This window comes from Zophobihabitans entericus, from assembly GCF_011745665.1.
Classification (GTDB): Bacteria; Pseudomonadota; Gammaproteobacteria; order Enterobacterales; family Orbaceae; genus Zophobihabitans; species Zophobihabitans entericus.
The window spans coordinates 2,464,461-2,481,605 of the sequence record NZ_CP050253.1 but is presented as its reverse complement, the minus strand read 5'-3'; the positions used below and the strand labels follow the sequence as shown (position 1 = coordinate 2,481,605).

The window sequence follows — 17,145 nt, the reverse complement described above, 5'->3', positions numbered from 1 at the left end:
GATCTACTTAACGATGTCTCCTCCTGTAAGAACAAAGGGCATCAGAAATGATGCCCTTTTTTATTGCTGTATAAATTCTTTGCAGCCTGTTGCCAGCTAATAAAAGATCCCTATCTGCTCATTAAATTTATGTTAGAATAGCCAAATTATTGATAAATAGTGGTCTCTGTTATGTCGAATAAACCTCATGATCAGGATCGGGATACAATTGATTTTGGTTTCGAACAAGTTCCTAAACAAGAAAAAGTTAACCGCGTTGCGGATGTTTTCCATTCTGTTGCTGATAAATATGATGTGATGAATGACTTAATGTCATTTGGTATTCACCGGATCTGGAAAAAGCTCACGATTGAACATTGTAGTGTCAGAAAAGGTCAAAAAATATTAGACTTAGCAGGTGGCACAGGGGACTTAACAGCAAAATTTTCCGAGCTTGTTGGTGATGATGGTTTAGTTATTCTGGCTGATATCAATGACTCAATGTTAAAAGTGGGTCGAGATAAGCTCCGTGATAAAGGTCTGATTAAAAATATTGAATATGTGCAGGCAAATGCCGAAGCTTTGCCTTTCCCGGATAACTACTTTGACTGTATTACTATTTCTTTTGGTCTGCGTAATGTCACCGATAAAGATAAGGCACTACGTTCCATGTGGCGTGTACTTAAGCCTGGTGGGCGTCTGATTGTTCTGGAGTTCTCTAAACCACAATATTCACTGCTGAATAAAGCTTATGACTTATACTCTTTCCATGTCTTACCTTTTATGGGGAAAGTTGTAGCCAATGATTCTGATAGCTACCGTTATTTAGCCGAATCTATTCGTATGCATCCTGACCAAAATACTTTAAAACAGATGATGACTGATGCCGGATTTGGTGACGTTAAGTACTATAACATGACAGGTGGTATTGTTGCCTTACACCTTGGTTTTAAGTTTTAAGGAATTAGTCTGGTCATGACCAAATATTCACGTCTGTATAAAGTTCTGGCTATTTTTAAAGCTTACCAGTTGGGTGAACTGCTTCCTGAGCATCGCCTGTCGGTAAAATTTAAAGCTGGTCTGGCGTGTCTGTTTTGGGTCAGAGCAAAAGCCAAACACGAACCGATTGGCGAGCGCTTACGCTTAGCATTGCAAGAACTGGGACCAATCTGGATTAAGTTTGGTCAAATGTTATCGACCCGCCGGGATATTCTGCCAGCAGACGTGGCTAATCAACTAACACTGCTACAAGATGATGTTGTCCCATTTGACGGAAAACTGGCTAAGACGTTAATCGAAGAAGCGCTGGGGAAACCGCTTGAAGATATTTTCTTCGATTTTGATTTAACACCACTAGCCTCAGCTTCTATTGCTCAGGTACATGCAGCTAAAATGAAAAGTAGTAAAGCTGATGTGGTAATTAAGATCCGCCGACCTGATATTTTGCCATCAATCAAAGCCGATATTGAGTTAATGTACTTTGTCGCTGAGCAGCTGTCTGTCTGGTTTAAAGACGCAGGTAAACTGCGAGCAACAGAGGTTGTTCAGGATTACGAAAGAACTATTTATAAAGAACTAAACTTTGTACAGGAAGCTGAGAATACACGCCGCCTGCGAAGTAATTTTATTAATAGTGAGATTCTTTATATCCCGTATGTCTATCCGGAATTTAGCCGTGAAACATTACTGGTTGAAGAACGTGTTTGGGGTATACCTATCTCTGACATGGAACAGCTCAGACAGCATAATGTTGATTTTAAACTACTGGCTGAACGTGGTGTACAAGCCTTTTTTACTCAGGTCTTTAGAGATAACTTTTTCCATGCTGATATGCATCCGGGAAATATTTTTGTCGATGTCACTAATCCGCAGGATCCCCGCTACATTGGTATTGATTGTGCGGTAGTGGGTGAACTGACAAAAGAAGATCAACGTTATCTGGCGAAAAACTTTATGGCTTTTTTTAATCGGGATTATCGTAAGATTGCTGAACTCTATATTGATTCCGGTTGGGTGGCAGAAGATACTGATATTGATGCATTTGAAGCAGCTATGCATGATGTTTGCGAACCTGTTTTTGCCAAACCTTTGGGTGAGATCTCATTTGCACAAGTCCTGTTTAGTTTATTTCATGTGGCACGTCAGTTTAATATGCAGGTTCAGCCACAACTCATTTTACTGGAAAAAACACTGTTTTATATCGAAGGTCTGGGTCGTCAGCTTTATCCGCAACTTGATCTGTGGGTAACCGCTAAACCATTTTTAGAAAGCTGGTATAAAGAGCAGACAAGCATAAAATACATGGTTAAACAGGTAGTCAATAATGGTCCAGCATGGGTTGAGTTATTACCGGAATTACCAAATCGAATTAATCAACAGGAACGGGCTAACCGATTATTGAAATCAAAATTAGACCAATTGTCTTTGCAGTTGTATACTTCTCAAAAGAAACAGAGAAATCAGTTCTACTTATTGATCGGTACTGTAGTGATTATTGCAGTACTTTTATTTATTGTAATATAAAAGGATAGAGGTGTTGTTATGATGCCAAGTTTACCGCAACTACTGATTTTAATCGCAGTTGTTGTTTTACTGTTTGGAACAAAAAAATTACGCAATATTGGTTCGGATTTAGGCGCTGCCATCAAAGGGTTTAAGAAGTCAATGAATGACGATGATGATAAACCGGCAGATAAAAAAGATGCTGAGTTTTCAAAAGAAAATGAAGTAAAAGACAATACGAACAGTGTTGAAGATAACAAAAAAGAGTAAATTGTGTTTGATATCAGTTTTGGTCAACTATTTCTGGTACTGATTGTTGGGCTGGTTGTACTTGGCCCTAAAAAGTTACCTGTCGCAATAAAAACGGTTGCGGGTTGGATTAAAACACTTCGTTCAATTTCTGCTACAGTTCAGCTGGAGCTAAGCCGTGAGCTCAAATTACAAGAGTTACAGGATAGTTTAAAAAAAGCAGAAGAGAGTGGTTTAAAGAGCATTACTCCTGAAATTCAAGCCTCCATTGATGACTTAAAACGTGTTACTGATTCGATGAAAAAGGCTTATCAGGATGATATTCAGGCACCACTAATGAAAGTCAAAGATGATATCTCTGATGCAGTAACAGAAAAACCAGAAGAGCCGCAAGAGAAGTAACGATGACAAAAGAAGATACTTCCCAGCCACTGATTGAACACCTTATTGAATTACGCTCAAGGATATTGCGTGCTTTGATTTGTGTGGTTGTGGTCTTTCTTGGATTACTCTATTTCTCTAATGATATTTATTCATTAGTCTCAAGACCTTTAGTGAATCAACTGCCAGAAGGCAGTTACATGATCGCGACAGATATTGCTTCACCACTACTGGCGCCGATTAAGCTGACAGCTATTGTTGCGATCTTTATCTCAATTCCCTATATTCTTTATCAATTATGGGGATTTATTGCACCTGCGTTATATAAGAATGAAAGACGGCTAGTTCTGCCACTTATCGTGTCAAGTACAGTTCTGTTTTATTTAGGTATTATGTTTGCCTACTTTGTATTATTTCCTCTGGCATTTTATTTCTTTATTCACACTGCACCAGATAACGTGATGATTAATACCGATATTACAAAATATCTGGATTTTGTCATGATGCTATTTATTGTCTTTGGGTTTGCGTTTGAAGTGCCTATTGCTATTATTTTGCTATGCTGGGGTGGCATTACTACAACAGAAAGTCTGAGAAGTAAACGCCCTTACATTATAGTACTGGCTTTTGTGATCGGGATGTTTTTTACACCACCTGATGTTTTTTCACAAATATTACTGGCAATTCCAATTTGTATTTTATTTGAAGTAGGGCTCTTTTTCTCTCGTTTTTATAAGCCACGAGAAGAGACAGAAGAAAGCGAAATGAATTAATCATAGTTCGAAGATATCAAGACTTAATCTTCGCTTATTTCTCTGATAAACTGCTCCACAATATCTTGTCATTTAAAAATTATTTGTGCTAATTCTTTCAAAGAATTGTACTTAACTGAGGTTTTATTGATGAACGTTATATTACCTGATTATAGCCAATCTCAAGTTCTGGTCGTCGGCGACATTATGCTGGATCGCTACTGGCATGGTTCGACTAACCGAATTTCTCCGGAAGCACCTGTTCCGGTTGTTAAAGTGAATGAATCCGAAGAAAGACCTGGCGGGGCAGCGAACGTGGCCATGAACATTACTTCTCTTGGTGGTAATGTAAGATTAATTGGTTTAACCGGTGTGGATGAAGCTGCTAAAATTTTAGATGAGCAGTTAACTAAACAACGCGTGGTTTGTGATTTCGTGCCGTTATCATCTCATCCAACGATTACTAAATTACGAGTTTTAGCGCGTAACCAACAACTGATTCGTCTGGACTTTGAAGAAGGGTTTTGCGATGTAGACCCAACACTACTGCTTGAGCGAGTTAAACAAGCCCTACCAAATGTTAAAGTGATGGTCTTGTCTGATTATGCTAAAGGTGTACTGACATCAGTACAGCAGATGATTCAACTGGCTAAACAGGCGAATATTCCAGTTCTTATCGACCCAAAAGGTGCTGATTTTGAGCGCTATCGTGGTGCTACTTTACTTACACCTAATATGTCTGAATTTGAAGCTGTTGTCGGGCATTGTGCCGATGAAGACGTTATGGTTGAAAAAGGCTATGAACTGATCGAAAAATATGATCTGAAAGGTCTGTTAATTACCCGTTCAGAAAAAGGAATGACACTGCTGCAACTGGGTAAACAGCTTGTTCATTTGCCGACCCAAGCTAAAGAAGTATTTGATGTGACCGGTGCTGGTGATACTGTGATTGCGTCTCTTGCGGCGTCTCTTGCTGCGGGTACTTCAATTGAGGAAGGTTGCTTCTTAGCTAATGCGGCAGCCGGTGTTGTAGTTGGTAAACTGGGTACTTCAACAGTTTCTCAGGTTGAGTTAGAAGATGCCATCCGTGCCAGAACGCATACCGGGTTTGGTGTTATGACCGAAGATGAACTACAGGAAGAAGTGCGTAAAGCTCGTCTGCGCGGCGAGAAAATTGTAATGACTAACGGTTGCTTTGATATTTTACATGCTGGTCATGTCTCTTATTTAGATAACGCCAGAAAACTCGGTGATCGTTTAATTGTCGCGGTAAACAGTGACACATCTGTAAAAGTATTGAAAGGGCCATCCAGACCAATCAATCCACTGATGCAGCGTATGATCGTACTTGGCGCGCTGAGTTCTGTTGACTGGGTAGTTCCGTTTGAGGAAGATACTCCGCAACGCTTAATTGCTAAAATTTTACCTGACGTTCTGGCTAAAGGTGGTGACTATAAACCGGAACAGATTGCAGGTGGTGCTGAAGTGATTGCTGCTGGTGGTGAAGTCAAAATTATGAATTTTGAAGATGGTTGCTCAACTACTAACATTGTTAACGCAATAAAAAAACTTAGTTAATTTTATATTTCTTCTATAAAAGCAGAGTAATAGATTAAAATCTGTTATTCTGCTTTTTTGTTTAATCTTACATAATAAAATAATAATACGTTGGTGATTATGGCCGGGTCAGAGCTAAAAAAAGAACTCAGTTTATTGCAAGGTATAGGTTTACTTTCCACCTCTCTTCTGGGGACTGGGGTGTTTGCCGTTCCGGCAATTGTTGCTTATGGTGCAGGTGGTGATGGTCTTTGGGCGTGGCCACTATTATTAGTGCTGGTTTTTCCGGTTGCTATCATTTTTGCTCAGTTAGGTAAGCGTTATCCAAGTGCGGGTGGTGTTGCTTATTTTATCGCCAGAGCATTTAGCCCAAAACTTGGCAGAGCAACTGCCTGGGCATTTTTATCCGTCATTCCATTTGGTTTGCCTGCTGCGCTATATATTAGTTCCGGGTTTTGGATCTCTTTGTTTAACTTACCCGGTTATATGGAATTACTAATTCAGATTATCACGTTACTTCTTATTTGGAGTGTCGGATTATTTGGTGCAGGAGCCAGTGGCTGGATTCAATCAGCAATTGCTATTTTGATTATTGGGCTGATGGCGACAATTTGCTTAGTACCATCACCGACTGTCTTATCTATTGAATGGCCATCTATCTCATCAGTAAATGCCAATAATATCTTCAGCGCCTTTGCAGTCATGTTTTGGTGTTTTGTTGGGCTGGAAGCCTTTGTCCACTTAACGTCAGAGTTTAAAAATGCAGAACGGGATTTTCCGCGGGCATTAATTATCGGGCTTATTATTGCTGGTTTTGTTTATTGGGCTTGTACAGCTGCGATTCTATACTTTTTACCAATAGATGCCACGCCAACAACAGCACTCCCGAAAATTATTGAATTGTTATTTGGTCAGGCGGGACTATGGGTTATTTGTATTATTGGTTATTTAGCCTGTTTTGCTTCAATTAATGTGTATATTCAAAGTTTTGCTCGTTTGATCTGGTCACAAACGAGTATTGATTATCCAGATAGTCGTTTTGCACAGCTATCTCGTCGTCAAACGCCGGTTAATGCGCTGACAGCAGTTATTTTATGTAGTTTAATTGCATCAGTATTAATTTATTTTGTGCATATTCCACTTGATCACTTACTGGAATATTCAAATGGTGTATTTGTTCTGATCTATTTGCTGGCTATGGTTGCAGCGATTAAATTATTAAAAGGTCAGTCACGCATTTTGGCGATGATTAGTGCTGTTATCTGTTTAGGCCTGCTGGCCGTGATCGGCTATAAAAGTTTATATGCTATTGGTATTTTTGTGGTGTTATGCATCGTGCTTAAAAACAATAATGCAATAAAAAAACTCAATCATTAATAGGGAATGTGCTAAATTATGTGTAGTTATTTTCAATTATGACATCAGGTATCTATGACAACGTTAAGTAAAGAAGCCTTACTGGTAAAAAATGCACTGGAAGCAAAAAAGCTTGAAACACCATTAAAACGTATTTCGTTAACGTCTGATGAACGTAAGCAACAAATCCAGCAACATTTTTTATCGATCATGCAACTGATGGAACTTGATCTTTCTGATGATAGTTTGATGGAAACACCGCAGCGTTTAGCTAAGATGTATGTGGATGAGATTTTCTCCGGTCTTAATTATGAAAATTTCCCTAAAATTACCCTGATTGAAAACAAAATGCAGGTGGATGAGATGGTGACGGTACGTGATATCACTTTGACCAGTATCTGTGAACACCATTTTGTGACAATTGATGGTAAAGCAACGGTTTCTTATATTCCTAAAGATTATGTGATTGGCTTATCTAAAATTAACCGTATTGTAGAATTTTTCTCTCAGCGACCGCAAGTGCAGGAGCGTTTAACGCAGCAGATTTTGGTGGCACTACAAACCTTATTGGGTACACATAATGTGGCGGTGTCTATCGATGCAACACACTACTGTGTTAAAGCCCGCGGCGTAAAAGATGCCACCAGTTCAACAACCACAACCGCACTTGGTGGTGGTTTTAAAACTAAGGCGACAACTCGTCAGGAATTTTTGCGTTCACTCAGACATTATTGATGAGCTGACCAGCTCGGTTTTTTAAACTCTTCAATTAAAAAGTCAATCAGACAACGTACCCTCAGCGGAAGTAACTTTCTGCTAGGGTAGATAGCATAAATATCTAGTGTTTTATGATGATATTCAGTTAAAACTTCAACTAAGGTTCCTTGTTTTAAATCCTCACCAATTAAAAAATCAGGCTGGAGAATAATTCCGCCATGATGCAGAGCAATCATTCGGCAAGTATCGCCATTATTGGTATGCAGCGCTGCTTGACAACGAACATTAACGCTTCCTTCTTTACCAATAAAATTCAAATCATTGTCTACACCAATATGATTGTAAGCAATGATCTGATGTTTTGATAATTCGGACGGGTGCTCAGGCGTTCCATGTTTGGCTAAATATTCTGGAGAGGCACAAACACATACTTTGGTTGAAGCAAGTTTACGCGAGATCAAAGAGGAGTTTGGTAGTTGTGCTATTCGCACGGCTAAATCAAAACCTTCATCCAGTAAATCAACCACGCGATCATTCAGTGTAACACTCAGTTTTACTTGTGGATAGCGCTCCATAAATTTAGCCCAAAGCGGGGCTAAGTGGTCAATCCCAAAAGAGACCGGAACATTAATACGGACGAGACCAACAGGTTCACTTTGTGTCGGATGCAATTCAGATTCTGATTCAGAAATTAATGCTAGAATTTCTTTAGCGCGTAAATAAAATGTCTGTCCTTCGTTGGTTAACGTCATTTTCCGCGTGGTTCTTTGCAATAACCTGACGCCTAAACGCTGCTCAAGCGAATTTAAAAAGCGAGATATAGCTGATTTAGAAAGTGATAATTTATTGGCGGCATTGATAAAATTTCCTGTATCAACAATGGCTACAAAGACTTGCATCTCAATTTCTTTACTCATGATTATCCCACTTTTTAGAACAATAAGTTTCAATTTTACCTATTTAACTAGATAAATGAAACAAATATAATGTGTTCAAGATAAAGAAATGGACATTCAATCTTTACCGACCCAGGCCATGGATGGCTTAAAACAAACAATAAATAATGGAATGAATTAAGAATTATCAGGAGTAGTTATGTTTGATTCAAAAACCGGACCTTTTGGAATATTTTTACTGCGAGTAGTACTAGGAATTATGTTTCTCGCACATGGTTTAACAAAGTATCTTGTCTTTACACCAGCAGGGACTGCGGCGTTTTTCTCCTCGATAGGTTTTCCAGGATGGACAGCTTATCTGGTGATCGCATTTGAAATCTTTGGCGGTATCATGCTAATTATCGGGATTATTCCTCGCTTAATTGGTCTGGCTGCAACGGTTCAATTATTTGTTGCAGCAACAGTACACTTTGGTAATGGCTGGGGCTTTGGTAATCCTGGTGGGGGTTGGGAATATCCAATTTACCTTTCTGTGACAGCTTTTGTATTAGCTTTACTTGGTGATGGTGCCTTCACTCTTGTGAAATCCAGTAGCTTGTTAAAACTCATTAGAAAGTCTTAAGCAAAGTGTAAATTTTATCCCTCAATAATTATTTTGCTTCTTAACGATATTTACAGATAAAAATAACAGGATAGCGTTTCTTTAACTCAAGGAGTGAGTTGGAAACACTGTCCTGTTTTTTTAATGGAAAACCTTGTAATAACTACCATATGCTACTGTAACTTACTTTTACATCCTGTTATAATCATTTGATATTTTAGTGACAACTTAGCCTGTTTAGTGAATGAAAATAATTCGTGGTATCTATAATCTCAAACATCAGTTTTCTCGTTGTGCGCTCACAATGGGGAATTTTGATGGCATTCATTTAGGACATCAGTCATTAATTACTCGTTTAAAACAAATTGCTAAAGAGCTGGATTTGCCAACTGTGGTGATGATCTTTGAACCACAGCCTCTGGAGTTCTTCTTGGCAGAAAAGGCACCTGCACGTTTAACCAGTTTTCAGGAAAAGTATGCTTACTTTAAAGAGCTAGGCGTTGATTATTTACTTTGTGTTCCTTTCAATCATACCATGGCTGATTTGCCGGCAGAGGCTTTTGTTGAGCAGTGGTTGATTAAGCAACTTCAGGCACAATATATTATTATTGGTGATGATTTTAAATTTGGTAAAGCCCGTGCCGGTAGCTTTGAACTCTTGGCAAATTATGCACAGCAAGGCTGCTTTCAGGTAGAGAACTTACCTTCGTTTTTTGTTGATGGTGTGCGTGTGAGCAGTAGTGCAGTACGGGAAGCGCTAGCTAATGATGATTTCCAGTTAGCGACCCGACTACTTGGCAGACCTTATGCCATTGAAGGTAAAGTAGTTCACGGTAATGCACTAGCGCGTCAGTTAGGATTTCCAACCGCTAATATTCACCTGCACCGTAAAAATGCGGCATTACAAGGTGTCTATTTTGTCACGGTAAGTGATGTAGAAAAACATCACCACTATCACGGTATTGCTAATATTGGACAACGCCCGACGATTAACGGTAAAACCACCGTTTTAGAAGTTAACTTATTTGATTTTAGTAATGATATCTATGGGCATCATCTGAATGTGGTTTTCCATGAAAAACTCAGAAACGAGAAAAAGTTTGCTTCACTGAATGAACTTAAACAACAAATTGCACAAGATGTTTGCATCGCCAGACAGATTAGTGCAAAATTTTAACTTTTAGTATTTAACGTAATAAACGAGCAGCAACCGCTACAAATTTTATTTATATAAATGAATAATGGGTTATTTTGTAAGTTATTGATTTTATTACACTTTTTATTAATATAAGCGGAAATAGCAAGCATGACAGACTATAAGAACACCTTAAACCTGCCTGAAACAGGTTTTCCAATGCGTGGTGATCTGGCTAAACGTGAGCCGGCTATGTTACAGAATTGGTACGATAAAGAGCTTTATCGTAAAATTCGTAATGCCAAAAAAGGCAAAAAAATGTTTATCCTGCACGACGGCCCTCCTTATGCAAATGGGAATCTTCACGTAGGTCATGCGGTTAATAAAATTTTAAAAGATATTATTGTTAAGTCAAAAAGCCTGATGGGCTATGACTCACCTTATATTCCAGGCTGGGACTGTCATGGATTGCCAATTGAACTAAAAGTTGAAGAGCAGGTTGGTAAACCAAACGAGAAAGTCTCTGCGTCTGAATTCCGTCAAATTTGTCGGGATTATGCAGCCTCTCAAATTGAGAACCAGAAGAAAGATTTCATCCGGATGGGTGTGATTGGTGACTGGCAAAATCCTTATCGTACGATGGAATTTTCGACCGAAGCCAATACTATTCGTGCTTTAGCCCGCATCATCAAAAATGGTCATATGCATAAAGGGGCTAAGCCTGTGCATTGGTGTACTTCATGTATGTCTTCTTTAGCAGAAGCTGAAGTTGAATATTATGACAAAACCTCACCATCAATCGACGTGAAATTCAAAGCCGTTGATGCAGTAGCCGTTGCTGCTAAATTTGGTGTGACTACAGATTTACCTGTATTTGCAGTTATCTGGACCACGACGCCATGGACACTACCAGCCAGCCGCGGTATTGCACTTAATGCAGAATTTGATTATCAGCTAGTTCAGGTGAATGGTAACGAGTGCTTAATTCTTGCTCAGGATCTGGTTGCTGACGTGATGAAACGCGCAGCTATCACTGAGTATAAAGTGCTTGGCGCTTGTAAAGGTAGTGACCTGGAGTTACTGACTTTTAAACATCCATTCCTTGATTTTGCTGAGCCAATTGTACTGGGTGAGCACGTTACTCTTGATGCAGGTACTGGTGCTGTGCATACGGCTCCGGGTCATGGTCAGGAAGACTTTGTCGTTGGTCAAAAATATAATTTAGAAGTCGCCAATCCTGTTGCTGGTAATGGTTGTTACCTGCCTGATACAGGAGCCGGCTTAGATGGTATCTTCATTTTTAAAGCGAATGATATCATTGTTGAGCTGTTAAAAGAGAAGGGTGCACTACTGCATCTTGAAAAAATTCAACATAGTTACCCATGTTGCTGGCGTCATAAAACACCGGTTATTTTCCGTGCTACGCCACAGTGGTTTATTAGCATGGATAAACAAGGTCTGCGCGCTCAGTCTCTAAAAGAGATTAAAGAAGTACGCTGGATCCCTGATTGGGGTCAGGCGCGTATTGAAAACATGGTGGCAAATCGCCCTGACTGGTGTATTTCACGTCAAAGAACGTGGGGAACGCCGATGTCTCTGTTTGTACATAAAGATACGCAGGAGCTTCATCCTGATACGCTTGAGCTGATGGAAAAAGTCGCTCAACTGGTAGAGAAAAAAGGTATTCAGGCGTGGTGGGATCTTGATATCGCCGAGCTACTTGGTCCGGATGCACAAGATTATATGAAAGTACCTGATACACTCGACGTTTGGTTTGATTCAGGAGCGACACATTTCTCTGTTATCGATCAGCGTCCTGAACTTAATGGCCATGCTCCTGATATGTATTTAGAAGGTTCAGACCAACATCGTGGCTGGTTTATGTCGTCGCTTATGATTGCAACTGCGATCAAAAATGAAGCGCCATATAAACAAGTCCTGACACACGGTTTTACTGTTGATGGTCAGGGTCGTAAGATGTCTAAGTCACTGGGTAATATCGTTCTGCCACAAGATGTTATGAATAAACTTGGTGCAGATATTATGCGTCTGTGGATCGCTTCAACTGATTATTCTGGAGAGATTGCGTTCTCTGATGAAATCATGAAACGTTCAGCCGATGCTTATCGTCGTATCCGTAATACTGCTCGTTTCTTACTAGCAAACTTAAATGGCTTTGATCCAGCTAAACATTTAGTCAAACCAGAAGATATGGTTGTCCTGGATCGCTGGGCGGTTGGTGTGACTAAAGCGGCACAGGCTGATATCATCGATGCCTATGATAATTATGACTTCCACCGTGTGGTACAGCGCTTAATGCGTTTTTGTTCGGTTGAAATGGGTTCATTCTATCTGGATATCATTAAAGATCGTCAGTATACCGCTAAAACAGATAGCCTTGCTCGTCATAGCTGTCAGACTGCGCTTTATCATATTGCTGAAGCTCTGGTACGCTGGATGGCACCTGTTATGTCCTTTACTGCGGACGAAATCTGGGAATACCTACCGGGTGAGCGTGGTGAGTTTGTCTTTACTGATGAGTTTTATGACGGACTGTTTGATCTTGATGCTAAAGAATCGATGAACAATGAGTATTGGGACAACATCTTAAATGTTCGTGATGAAGTCAATAAAGTGCTTGAACAAGCTCGTAATGATAAAGTTATTGGTGGTTCACTTGAAGCATCTGTGACATTGTATGCAGAACCAGAACTGGCGGACAGTTTAAATAAACTACAAGATGAATTACGTTTTGTCCTGTTAACCTCTAAAGCCAGTGTTTTACCATTTGCCAGCGCGCCAGCAACAGCACAATTAAGTGAAATTAAGAGTCTGAAAGTGGCATTTGCTAAAGCAGAAGGTGAGAAATGCCCACGCTGCTGGCACTATACAACGGATTATCTGGCAGATACACACCTGTGTTCACGTTGTCAGACTAATGTTAATGGTCAGGGTGAAGTTCGTCATTTTGCTTAATGCTGTAAAGTAAGTGATACCAAAGTAACTTCAATAAAAGCGGCTTTAGCCGCTTTTATATTAAGAAAGTTGAATAGAAGAGGATTTGCATGCAACAAACGACAAAGTCTAATGGATTAAACTGGTTAGCTTTATCTGTCATTATCTTTTTAGTTGATGTCGGAAGTAAGTTTATTGTTTTATCTCAGTTTGATCTTTATGATTCGGTGAATCTATTACCGTTCTTCTCATTAACTTACGTACAAAACTTTGGCGCTGCTTTTAGCTTTTTCCTTGGCCAACGATGGATCCTTGCAATAATTGCTATTGCGATGAGTCTATTTATTATTCGATTACTTTATAAAAGCCCAAAAGAGGAGAAGCTGGCTAATTGTTCCTATGCTTTGATTCTTGGCGGGGCGATCGGTAACTTATTTGATCGCCTTTATCATGGCTTCGTCGTAGATTTCTTTGATTTCTTTATCGGCACCTGGCATTACCCGATTTTTAATATTGCGGATATCGCCATTTGTGTGGGTGTTGGCTTGTTGCTAATTAGCAGTTTTATGTCTAAAAAGCGTGAGAAGCAGGAGTAATCATGGCTGTCTTACTTGCTAATCCAAGAGGATTTTGTGCTGGTGTTGATCGTGCTATTAGCATTGTTGAACGCGCGATAGAGCTGTTTGGAACCCCGGTCTATGTCAGGCACGAAGTAGTGCATAATCGCTATGTAGTGAATCGTCTAAAAGAGATGGGCGCTATCTTCATTGAAGATTTAAGCGATGTTCCCGATAATGCAATTTTAATCTTCTCTGCTCATGGTGTGTCTAAAGCAGTACGTGCTGAAGCAAAATCACGTCCACTGCGTGTTTTTGACGCGACTTGTCCGCTGGTAACTAAAGTGCATATGGAAGTCGCTCGTTCAAGTTACCGTGGTGAAGAGGTGATTTTAATTGGTCATGCCGGACATATTGAAGTGGTTGGTACCATGGGGCAATATAGTAATCCGGAAGGCGGTATCTATCTGGTTGAGTCTGTTGAAGACGTGGCAAAATTACAGGTGAAAGATGAGACGGATTTGTGTTTTACCACTCAAACGACCCTTTCTGTTGAGGATACGCTGGATATTATTGCTGCTTTAAATAAGCGTTTTCCTGCTATACGTGGTCCGCGTAAAAATGATATTTGCTATGCAACCACTAACCGTCAAAAAGCTGCTTACGATTTAGCCGTCAATGCTGAGCTGGTACTTGTCGTTGGTTCTAAAAACTCCTCTAACTCAAATCGTTTAGCAGAACTTGTGCAGCGTGCTGGTAAACCTGCTTATTTAATTGATTCTTATCTGGATATTCAACCTGAGTGGCTAAAAGGTATCAAAACTGTAGGCGTCACTGCCGGCGCCTCTGCTCCGGAAATTTTGGTTAACGATGTTATTGAACACCTGAAAAGTGTTGCCGGGCATGAAGTGGTTGAGATGGAAGGTATCAAAGAGGATATTATTTTTGAAATTCCGAAAGAATTACGACTCGATGTAAAAAATGAGTCTTAATGCTGACTGTGCAGAGTAATCACCAGTTAGCCGGCAGAAAATGAATTGTTAGCTAATTCGTTGTTTAATATAAATAAAATTAAAATATTCAAATAAATCAAATGGTTATAATTTAGGCCTTTTCTGCTTTTAATTTCTCTGCTTTTTCCTGTAATTGTTCAGGTGTTTCGATGTGATCGGGATCCAGAATGATTACACCACTAATTGGGCATACGCTCTGACAAGTCGAGTGATCATAATAACCAACGCACTCGGTACAACGCGCAGGATCAATTTGATAAGTCTCAAACCCCATTGAAATAGCATCATTAGGGCATTCAGGTTCACACATATCACAATTGATACATTTGGTGGTTATTAATAAAGCCATGTTACTCTCCGTTTTCCGGCGCTCATTATACGATGCCTCGCTTTTTATACCAATAGTTCGTTATAATATTCTGCATTAAGTCGATGATATTGAAAATATGGGGCAAATAAGTTGAGTGAATTGTATTCAGATGAATATTGGATGGAACAAGCACTTGAGCGGGCAAAACGGGCAGAGCAACAAAATGAGATCCCCGTTGGCGCTGTCGTTGTTCTGAATAATCAAATCATTGGCGAAGGCTGGAATCAGACCATTACTTTACATAATCCAACCGCACACGCAGAGATTATGGCGCTGGAAGAAGCTGGACTGAGTCAGCAAAACTATCGTTTGGTGGGGGCAACCTTATATGTGACACTTGAGCCTTGCATGATGTGTGCCGGAGCGATTATTCACAGTCGTATTGAACGGCTGGTCTACGGAGCCAGTGATTTTAAAACAGGAGCTGCCGGTTCGTTTATCGATCTGTTGCGTTATCCGGGTATTAATCACTGTGTACAGATTTCGTCAGGTGTCTTGCAGGAACAGTGTAGTAGTTTGCTCAGCGAGTTTTTCCGGCGTCGCCGTCAGGAAATTAAGCAACAAAAGAAAAGTCAGGAATCATTATTAGTAGAGAGCTGATTAGCAATTTCGATTTTGGTTTCGATCTCTTTTTGGCGATACTCTTTTTCCATTAAGTATCCTGACAGGCTGACATTATACTGACGGATACTATTTACAAAATGTACAGCCTGATAACCACGCGCAGCACCATATTTAAGAGTGGTGTAGTACTCTTCTTCGGTTAACAGCGGTAGCATCTGTTTTACGTCAATCCAGCTATCCGGGTTTTTACCAAGACGTGTAGCCAGCCTGCGAGCATCAAGTAAATGTGCATATCCCATATTATAAGCAGCTAAAGCAAACCACACGCGTTCATCTTCCGGGATACTTTTTGGCAGGCGATTAATAAGCTGCCTTAAATATTGTGTACCACCACGAATACTTTGTTCTGCATCAAGCCGGTTGGTAACATTCAGGGACTGAGCGGTAGATTGAGTGAGCATCATCATACCTCGTACACCTGTTGAGGATATTGCTTTAGGATTCCAGTGTGATTCCTGATAGGCCATTGCAGCCAGTAAGCGCCAGTCGAGATTATTCTCCTGCGCATACTTTTCAAATAGGGGTTGGTAATCTGGCAAGGTATGTTGAATCGCACGAATAAAAGTTCGCGTATCCACATAATCAAAACTGTTCATATAGCCAAAGTAGCGGAGCTCAAGGCGTTTAATCGTACCACTTTCCCGTGAGGAATGAATAAAGCGGTTAGCTTGTTCCAGTAAACTCTTATCGTTATTTTGTAAAAAATACCAATGCAGAGGTTGTTCCTGCACGGCGGTAAAAGCAACAGTTAAAGCAGGATAGATACGCTGCATCAGTAAGACCGTATAAGAATCAGCAATGGTATAATCGATCTCTTGATCAAAGACCAGTTTCAGTAGCTCTTCCTGATTAAGTGTTGGTGAGCAGTCCCAGGTTAAATCTGGGTAATCATTTTTAAGATCGTCTAAAATCACATTTTGTAGTGATTTTTCTGACACGGCTAGTGTACCGTTAGTGAGTTCTTCAAATGAGTAAGGCTTAGTGGAACCTTTACGATAGACAACTTGTTGTGATATTGAGTGATAAGGCTGACTGGCTAAGAATTTATCTGAATATTCACTATATCCCTGAACTTCCTCAGCGATGATGTCCAGCTCCCCGTTCTCCATTTTTTCCAGTAATTCTGGCATGGTATCGGCTAGTGTTACTTTTAATTTAACATTTAAAGAATTAGCAAACAGGGTGAGTAAGGCGTGGTCAAAACCACTCATTTTATTAGGGCTACGGTAATTGATATAAAAAGGTGTCAGCGTACGCAACATACCAACCCGAAGTTCCTGACGAGTCTGAATATGCTGTAATAGGTTTGTTGGTCTTCCTTGTTCTTTTCTCGTGATATCCGGCTCTTGCGGCCTTTTGCTGCTATTGTAGAATGTCATTAGCATGATGATAAAAATCATCGTTACTGCGCCAATTCCCCAATAGATCACTTTTTTGATCAATATGATTCTCTGTTTTATTATAAATATGGTGAGATTATATCATCGTTCAGTTTGGAAAA

General features: G+C 39.9%; 16 protein-coding genes and 1 pseudogene. 14 read left to right on the top strand and 3 right to left on the bottom strand.

Annotated elements, in window-relative coordinates:
• The first annotated feature begins 171 nt into the window (after nt 1-171).
• The 8 genes and pseudogenes from ubiE (at nt 172) to folE (ending at nt 7,511) form a co-directional block, all read left to right on the top strand.
• The gene (gene ubiE, locus IPMB12_RS11315; RefSeq protein WP_166917522.1) at nt 172-939 is read left to right on the top strand and encodes a bifunctional demethylmenaquinone methyltransferase/2-methoxy-6-polyprenyl-1,4-benzoquinol methylase UbiE; all 768 of its coding nucleotides are present in this window, start codon (nt 172-174) and stop codon (nt 937-939) included.
• Between the two features lie 15 nt (nt 940-954).
• A complete protein-coding gene (gene ubiB / locus IPMB12_RS11310) occupies nt 955-2,502 on the top strand; it encodes a ubiquinone biosynthesis regulatory protein kinase UbiB (RefSeq protein ID WP_166917521.1) in 1,548 nt (515 codons plus the stop codon).
• 18 nt (nt 2,503-2,520) lie between these two features.
• Nucleotides 2,521-2,751, top strand: a complete 231-nt coding sequence (gene tatA / locus IPMB12_RS11305) for a twin-arginine translocase TatA/TatE family subunit (RefSeq protein WP_166917520.1) — start codon at nt 2,521-2,523, stop codon at nt 2,749-2,751.
• A 3-nt stretch (nt 2,752-2,754) separates the two neighbouring features.
• A pseudogene (tatB, locus tag IPMB12_RS11300) lies at nt 2,755-3,013 on the top strand (Sec-independent protein translocase protein TatB); the annotation flags it as partial.
• Nucleotides 3,014-3,134: 121 nt separating this feature from the next.
• A complete protein-coding gene (gene tatC / locus IPMB12_RS11295; protein WP_166917518.1) occupies nt 3,135-3,884 on the top strand; it encodes a twin-arginine translocase subunit TatC in 750 nt (249 codons plus the stop codon).
• Between the two features lie 129 nt (nt 3,885-4,013).
• Nucleotides 4,014-5,441: a bifunctional D-glycero-beta-D-manno-heptose-7-phosphate kinase/D-glycero-beta-D-manno-heptose 1-phosphate adenylyltransferase HldE gene (gene hldE / locus IPMB12_RS11290; RefSeq protein WP_166917517.1), complete on the top strand. Its 1,428-nt coding sequence runs from the start codon at nt 4,014-4,016 to the stop codon at nt 5,439-5,441.
• Between the two features lie 99 nt (nt 5,442-5,540).
• Nucleotides 5,541-6,797, top strand: coding sequence for an L-methionine/branched-chain amino acid transporter (gene yjeH / locus IPMB12_RS11285; protein WP_166917516.1), 1,257 nt, complete (start codon nt 5,541-5,543; stop codon nt 6,795-6,797).
• A 54-nt stretch (nt 6,798-6,851) separates the two neighbouring features.
• Nucleotides 6,852-7,511, top strand: a complete 660-nt coding sequence (gene folE, locus IPMB12_RS11280) for a GTP cyclohydrolase I FolE (protein WP_166917515.1) — start codon at nt 6,852-6,854, stop codon at nt 7,509-7,511.
• Here the strand turns inward: folE and IPMB12_RS11275 are convergent.
• Nucleotides 7,505-8,410, bottom strand: a complete 906-nt coding sequence (locus tag IPMB12_RS11275) for a LysR family transcriptional regulator (protein WP_166917514.1) — start codon at nt 8,408-8,410, stop codon at nt 7,505-7,507. The genes folE and IPMB12_RS11275 overlap by 7 nt on opposite strands.
• A gap of 178 nt (nt 8,411-8,588) precedes the next feature.
• On the opposite strand from IPMB12_RS11275, the gene IPMB12_RS11270 reads away from it, so the two are divergent.
• The 5 genes from IPMB12_RS11270 (at nt 8,589) to ispH (ending at nt 14,629) form a co-directional block, all read left to right on the top strand.
• Nucleotides 8,589-9,011, top strand: coding sequence for a DoxX family protein (locus IPMB12_RS11270; RefSeq protein ID WP_166917513.1), 423 nt, complete (start codon nt 8,589-8,591; stop codon nt 9,009-9,011).
• Between the two features lie 223 nt (nt 9,012-9,234).
• On the top strand, nt 9,235-10,167 hold the full coding sequence (gene ribF / locus IPMB12_RS11265) for a bifunctional riboflavin kinase/FAD synthetase (protein WP_166917512.1): 933 nt from the start codon (nt 9,235-9,237) through the stop codon (nt 10,165-10,167).
• A 129-nt stretch (nt 10,168-10,296) separates the two neighbouring features.
• Nucleotides 10,297-13,101 (top strand): isoleucine--tRNA ligase, encoded by a 2,805-nt coding sequence (ileS, locus tag IPMB12_RS11260; protein WP_166917511.1) that lies wholly within the window; start codon nt 10,297-10,299, stop codon nt 13,099-13,101.
• Between the two features lie 89 nt (nt 13,102-13,190).
• Nucleotides 13,191-13,676 carry a signal peptidase II gene (gene lspA / locus IPMB12_RS11255; RefSeq protein ID WP_166917510.1) on the top strand — a complete coding sequence of 162 codons (486 nt, stop codon included), beginning with the start codon at nt 13,191-13,193 and terminating at the stop codon, nt 13,674-13,676.
• A gap of 2 nt (nt 13,677-13,678) precedes the next feature.
• The gene (gene ispH, locus IPMB12_RS11250) at nt 13,679-14,629 is read left to right on the top strand and encodes a 4-hydroxy-3-methylbut-2-enyl diphosphate reductase (protein WP_166917509.1); all 951 of its coding nucleotides are present in this window, start codon (nt 13,679-13,681) and stop codon (nt 14,627-14,629) included.
• A 112-nt stretch (nt 14,630-14,741) separates the two neighbouring features.
• Here the strand turns inward: ispH and IPMB12_RS11245 are convergent, their stop codons facing one another.
• A complete protein-coding gene (locus IPMB12_RS11245) occupies nt 14,742-14,999 on the bottom strand; it encodes a YfhL family 4Fe-4S dicluster ferredoxin (RefSeq protein ID WP_166917508.1) in 258 nt (85 codons plus the stop codon).
• Between the two features lie 111 nt (nt 15,000-15,110).
• On the opposite strand from IPMB12_RS11245, the gene tadA reads away from it, so the two are divergent.
• Entirely contained in the window at nt 15,111-15,620 is a 510-nt protein-coding gene (gene tadA / locus IPMB12_RS11240) for a tRNA adenosine(34) deaminase TadA (RefSeq protein WP_166917507.1), read from the top strand.
• Here tadA and mltF read toward each other — a convergent pair.
• Entirely contained in the window at nt 15,593-17,086 is a 1,494-nt protein-coding gene (gene mltF, locus IPMB12_RS11235) for a membrane-bound lytic murein transglycosylase MltF (RefSeq protein ID WP_166917506.1), read from the bottom strand. The genes tadA and mltF overlap by 28 nt on opposite strands.
• Nucleotides 17,087-17,145 lie beyond the last annotated feature (59 nt).

What these genes read in the sequence shown, in the direction of transcription:
- ubiE (WP_166917522.1), top strand. Translation starts at nt 172, where the DNA reads ATGTCGAATAAACCTCATGATCAGGATCGGGATACAATTGATTTTGGT.
- ubiB (WP_166917521.1), top strand. Translation starts at nt 955, where the DNA reads ATGACCAAATATTCACGTCTGTATAAAGTTCTGGCTATTTTTAAAGCT.
- tatA (WP_166917520.1), top strand. Translation starts at nt 2,521, where the DNA reads ATGATGCCAAGTTTACCGCAACTACTGATTTTAATCGCAGTTGTTGTT.
- tatC (WP_166917518.1), top strand. Translation starts at nt 3,135, where the DNA reads ATGACAAAAGAAGATACTTCCCAGCCACTGATTGAACACCTTATTGAA.
- hldE (WP_166917517.1), top strand. Translation starts at nt 4,014, where the DNA reads ATGAACGTTATATTACCTGATTATAGCCAATCTCAAGTTCTGGTCGTC.
- yjeH (WP_166917516.1), top strand. Translation starts at nt 5,541, where the DNA reads ATGGCCGGGTCAGAGCTAAAAAAAGAACTCAGTTTATTGCAAGGTATA.
- folE (WP_166917515.1), top strand. Translation starts at nt 6,852, where the DNA reads ATGACAACGTTAAGTAAAGAAGCCTTACTGGTAAAAAATGCACTGGAA.
- IPMB12_RS11275 (WP_166917514.1), bottom strand. Translation starts at nt 8,410, where the DNA reads ATGAGTAAAGAAATTGAGATGCAAGTCTTTGTAGCCATTGTTGATACA.
- IPMB12_RS11270 (WP_166917513.1), top strand. Translation starts at nt 8,589, where the DNA reads ATGTTTGATTCAAAAACCGGACCTTTTGGAATATTTTTACTGCGAGTA.
- ribF (WP_166917512.1), top strand. Translation starts at nt 9,235, where the DNA reads ATGAAAATAATTCGTGGTATCTATAATCTCAAACATCAGTTTTCTCGT.
- ileS (WP_166917511.1), top strand. Translation starts at nt 10,297, where the DNA reads ATGACAGACTATAAGAACACCTTAAACCTGCCTGAAACAGGTTTTCCA.
- lspA (WP_166917510.1), top strand. Translation starts at nt 13,191, where the DNA reads ATGCAACAAACGACAAAGTCTAATGGATTAAACTGGTTAGCTTTATCT.
- ispH (WP_166917509.1), top strand. Translation starts at nt 13,679, where the DNA reads ATGGCTGTCTTACTTGCTAATCCAAGAGGATTTTGTGCTGGTGTTGAT.
- IPMB12_RS11245 (WP_166917508.1), bottom strand. Translation starts at nt 14,999, where the DNA reads ATGGCTTTATTAATAACCACCAAATGTATCAATTGTGATATGTGTGAA.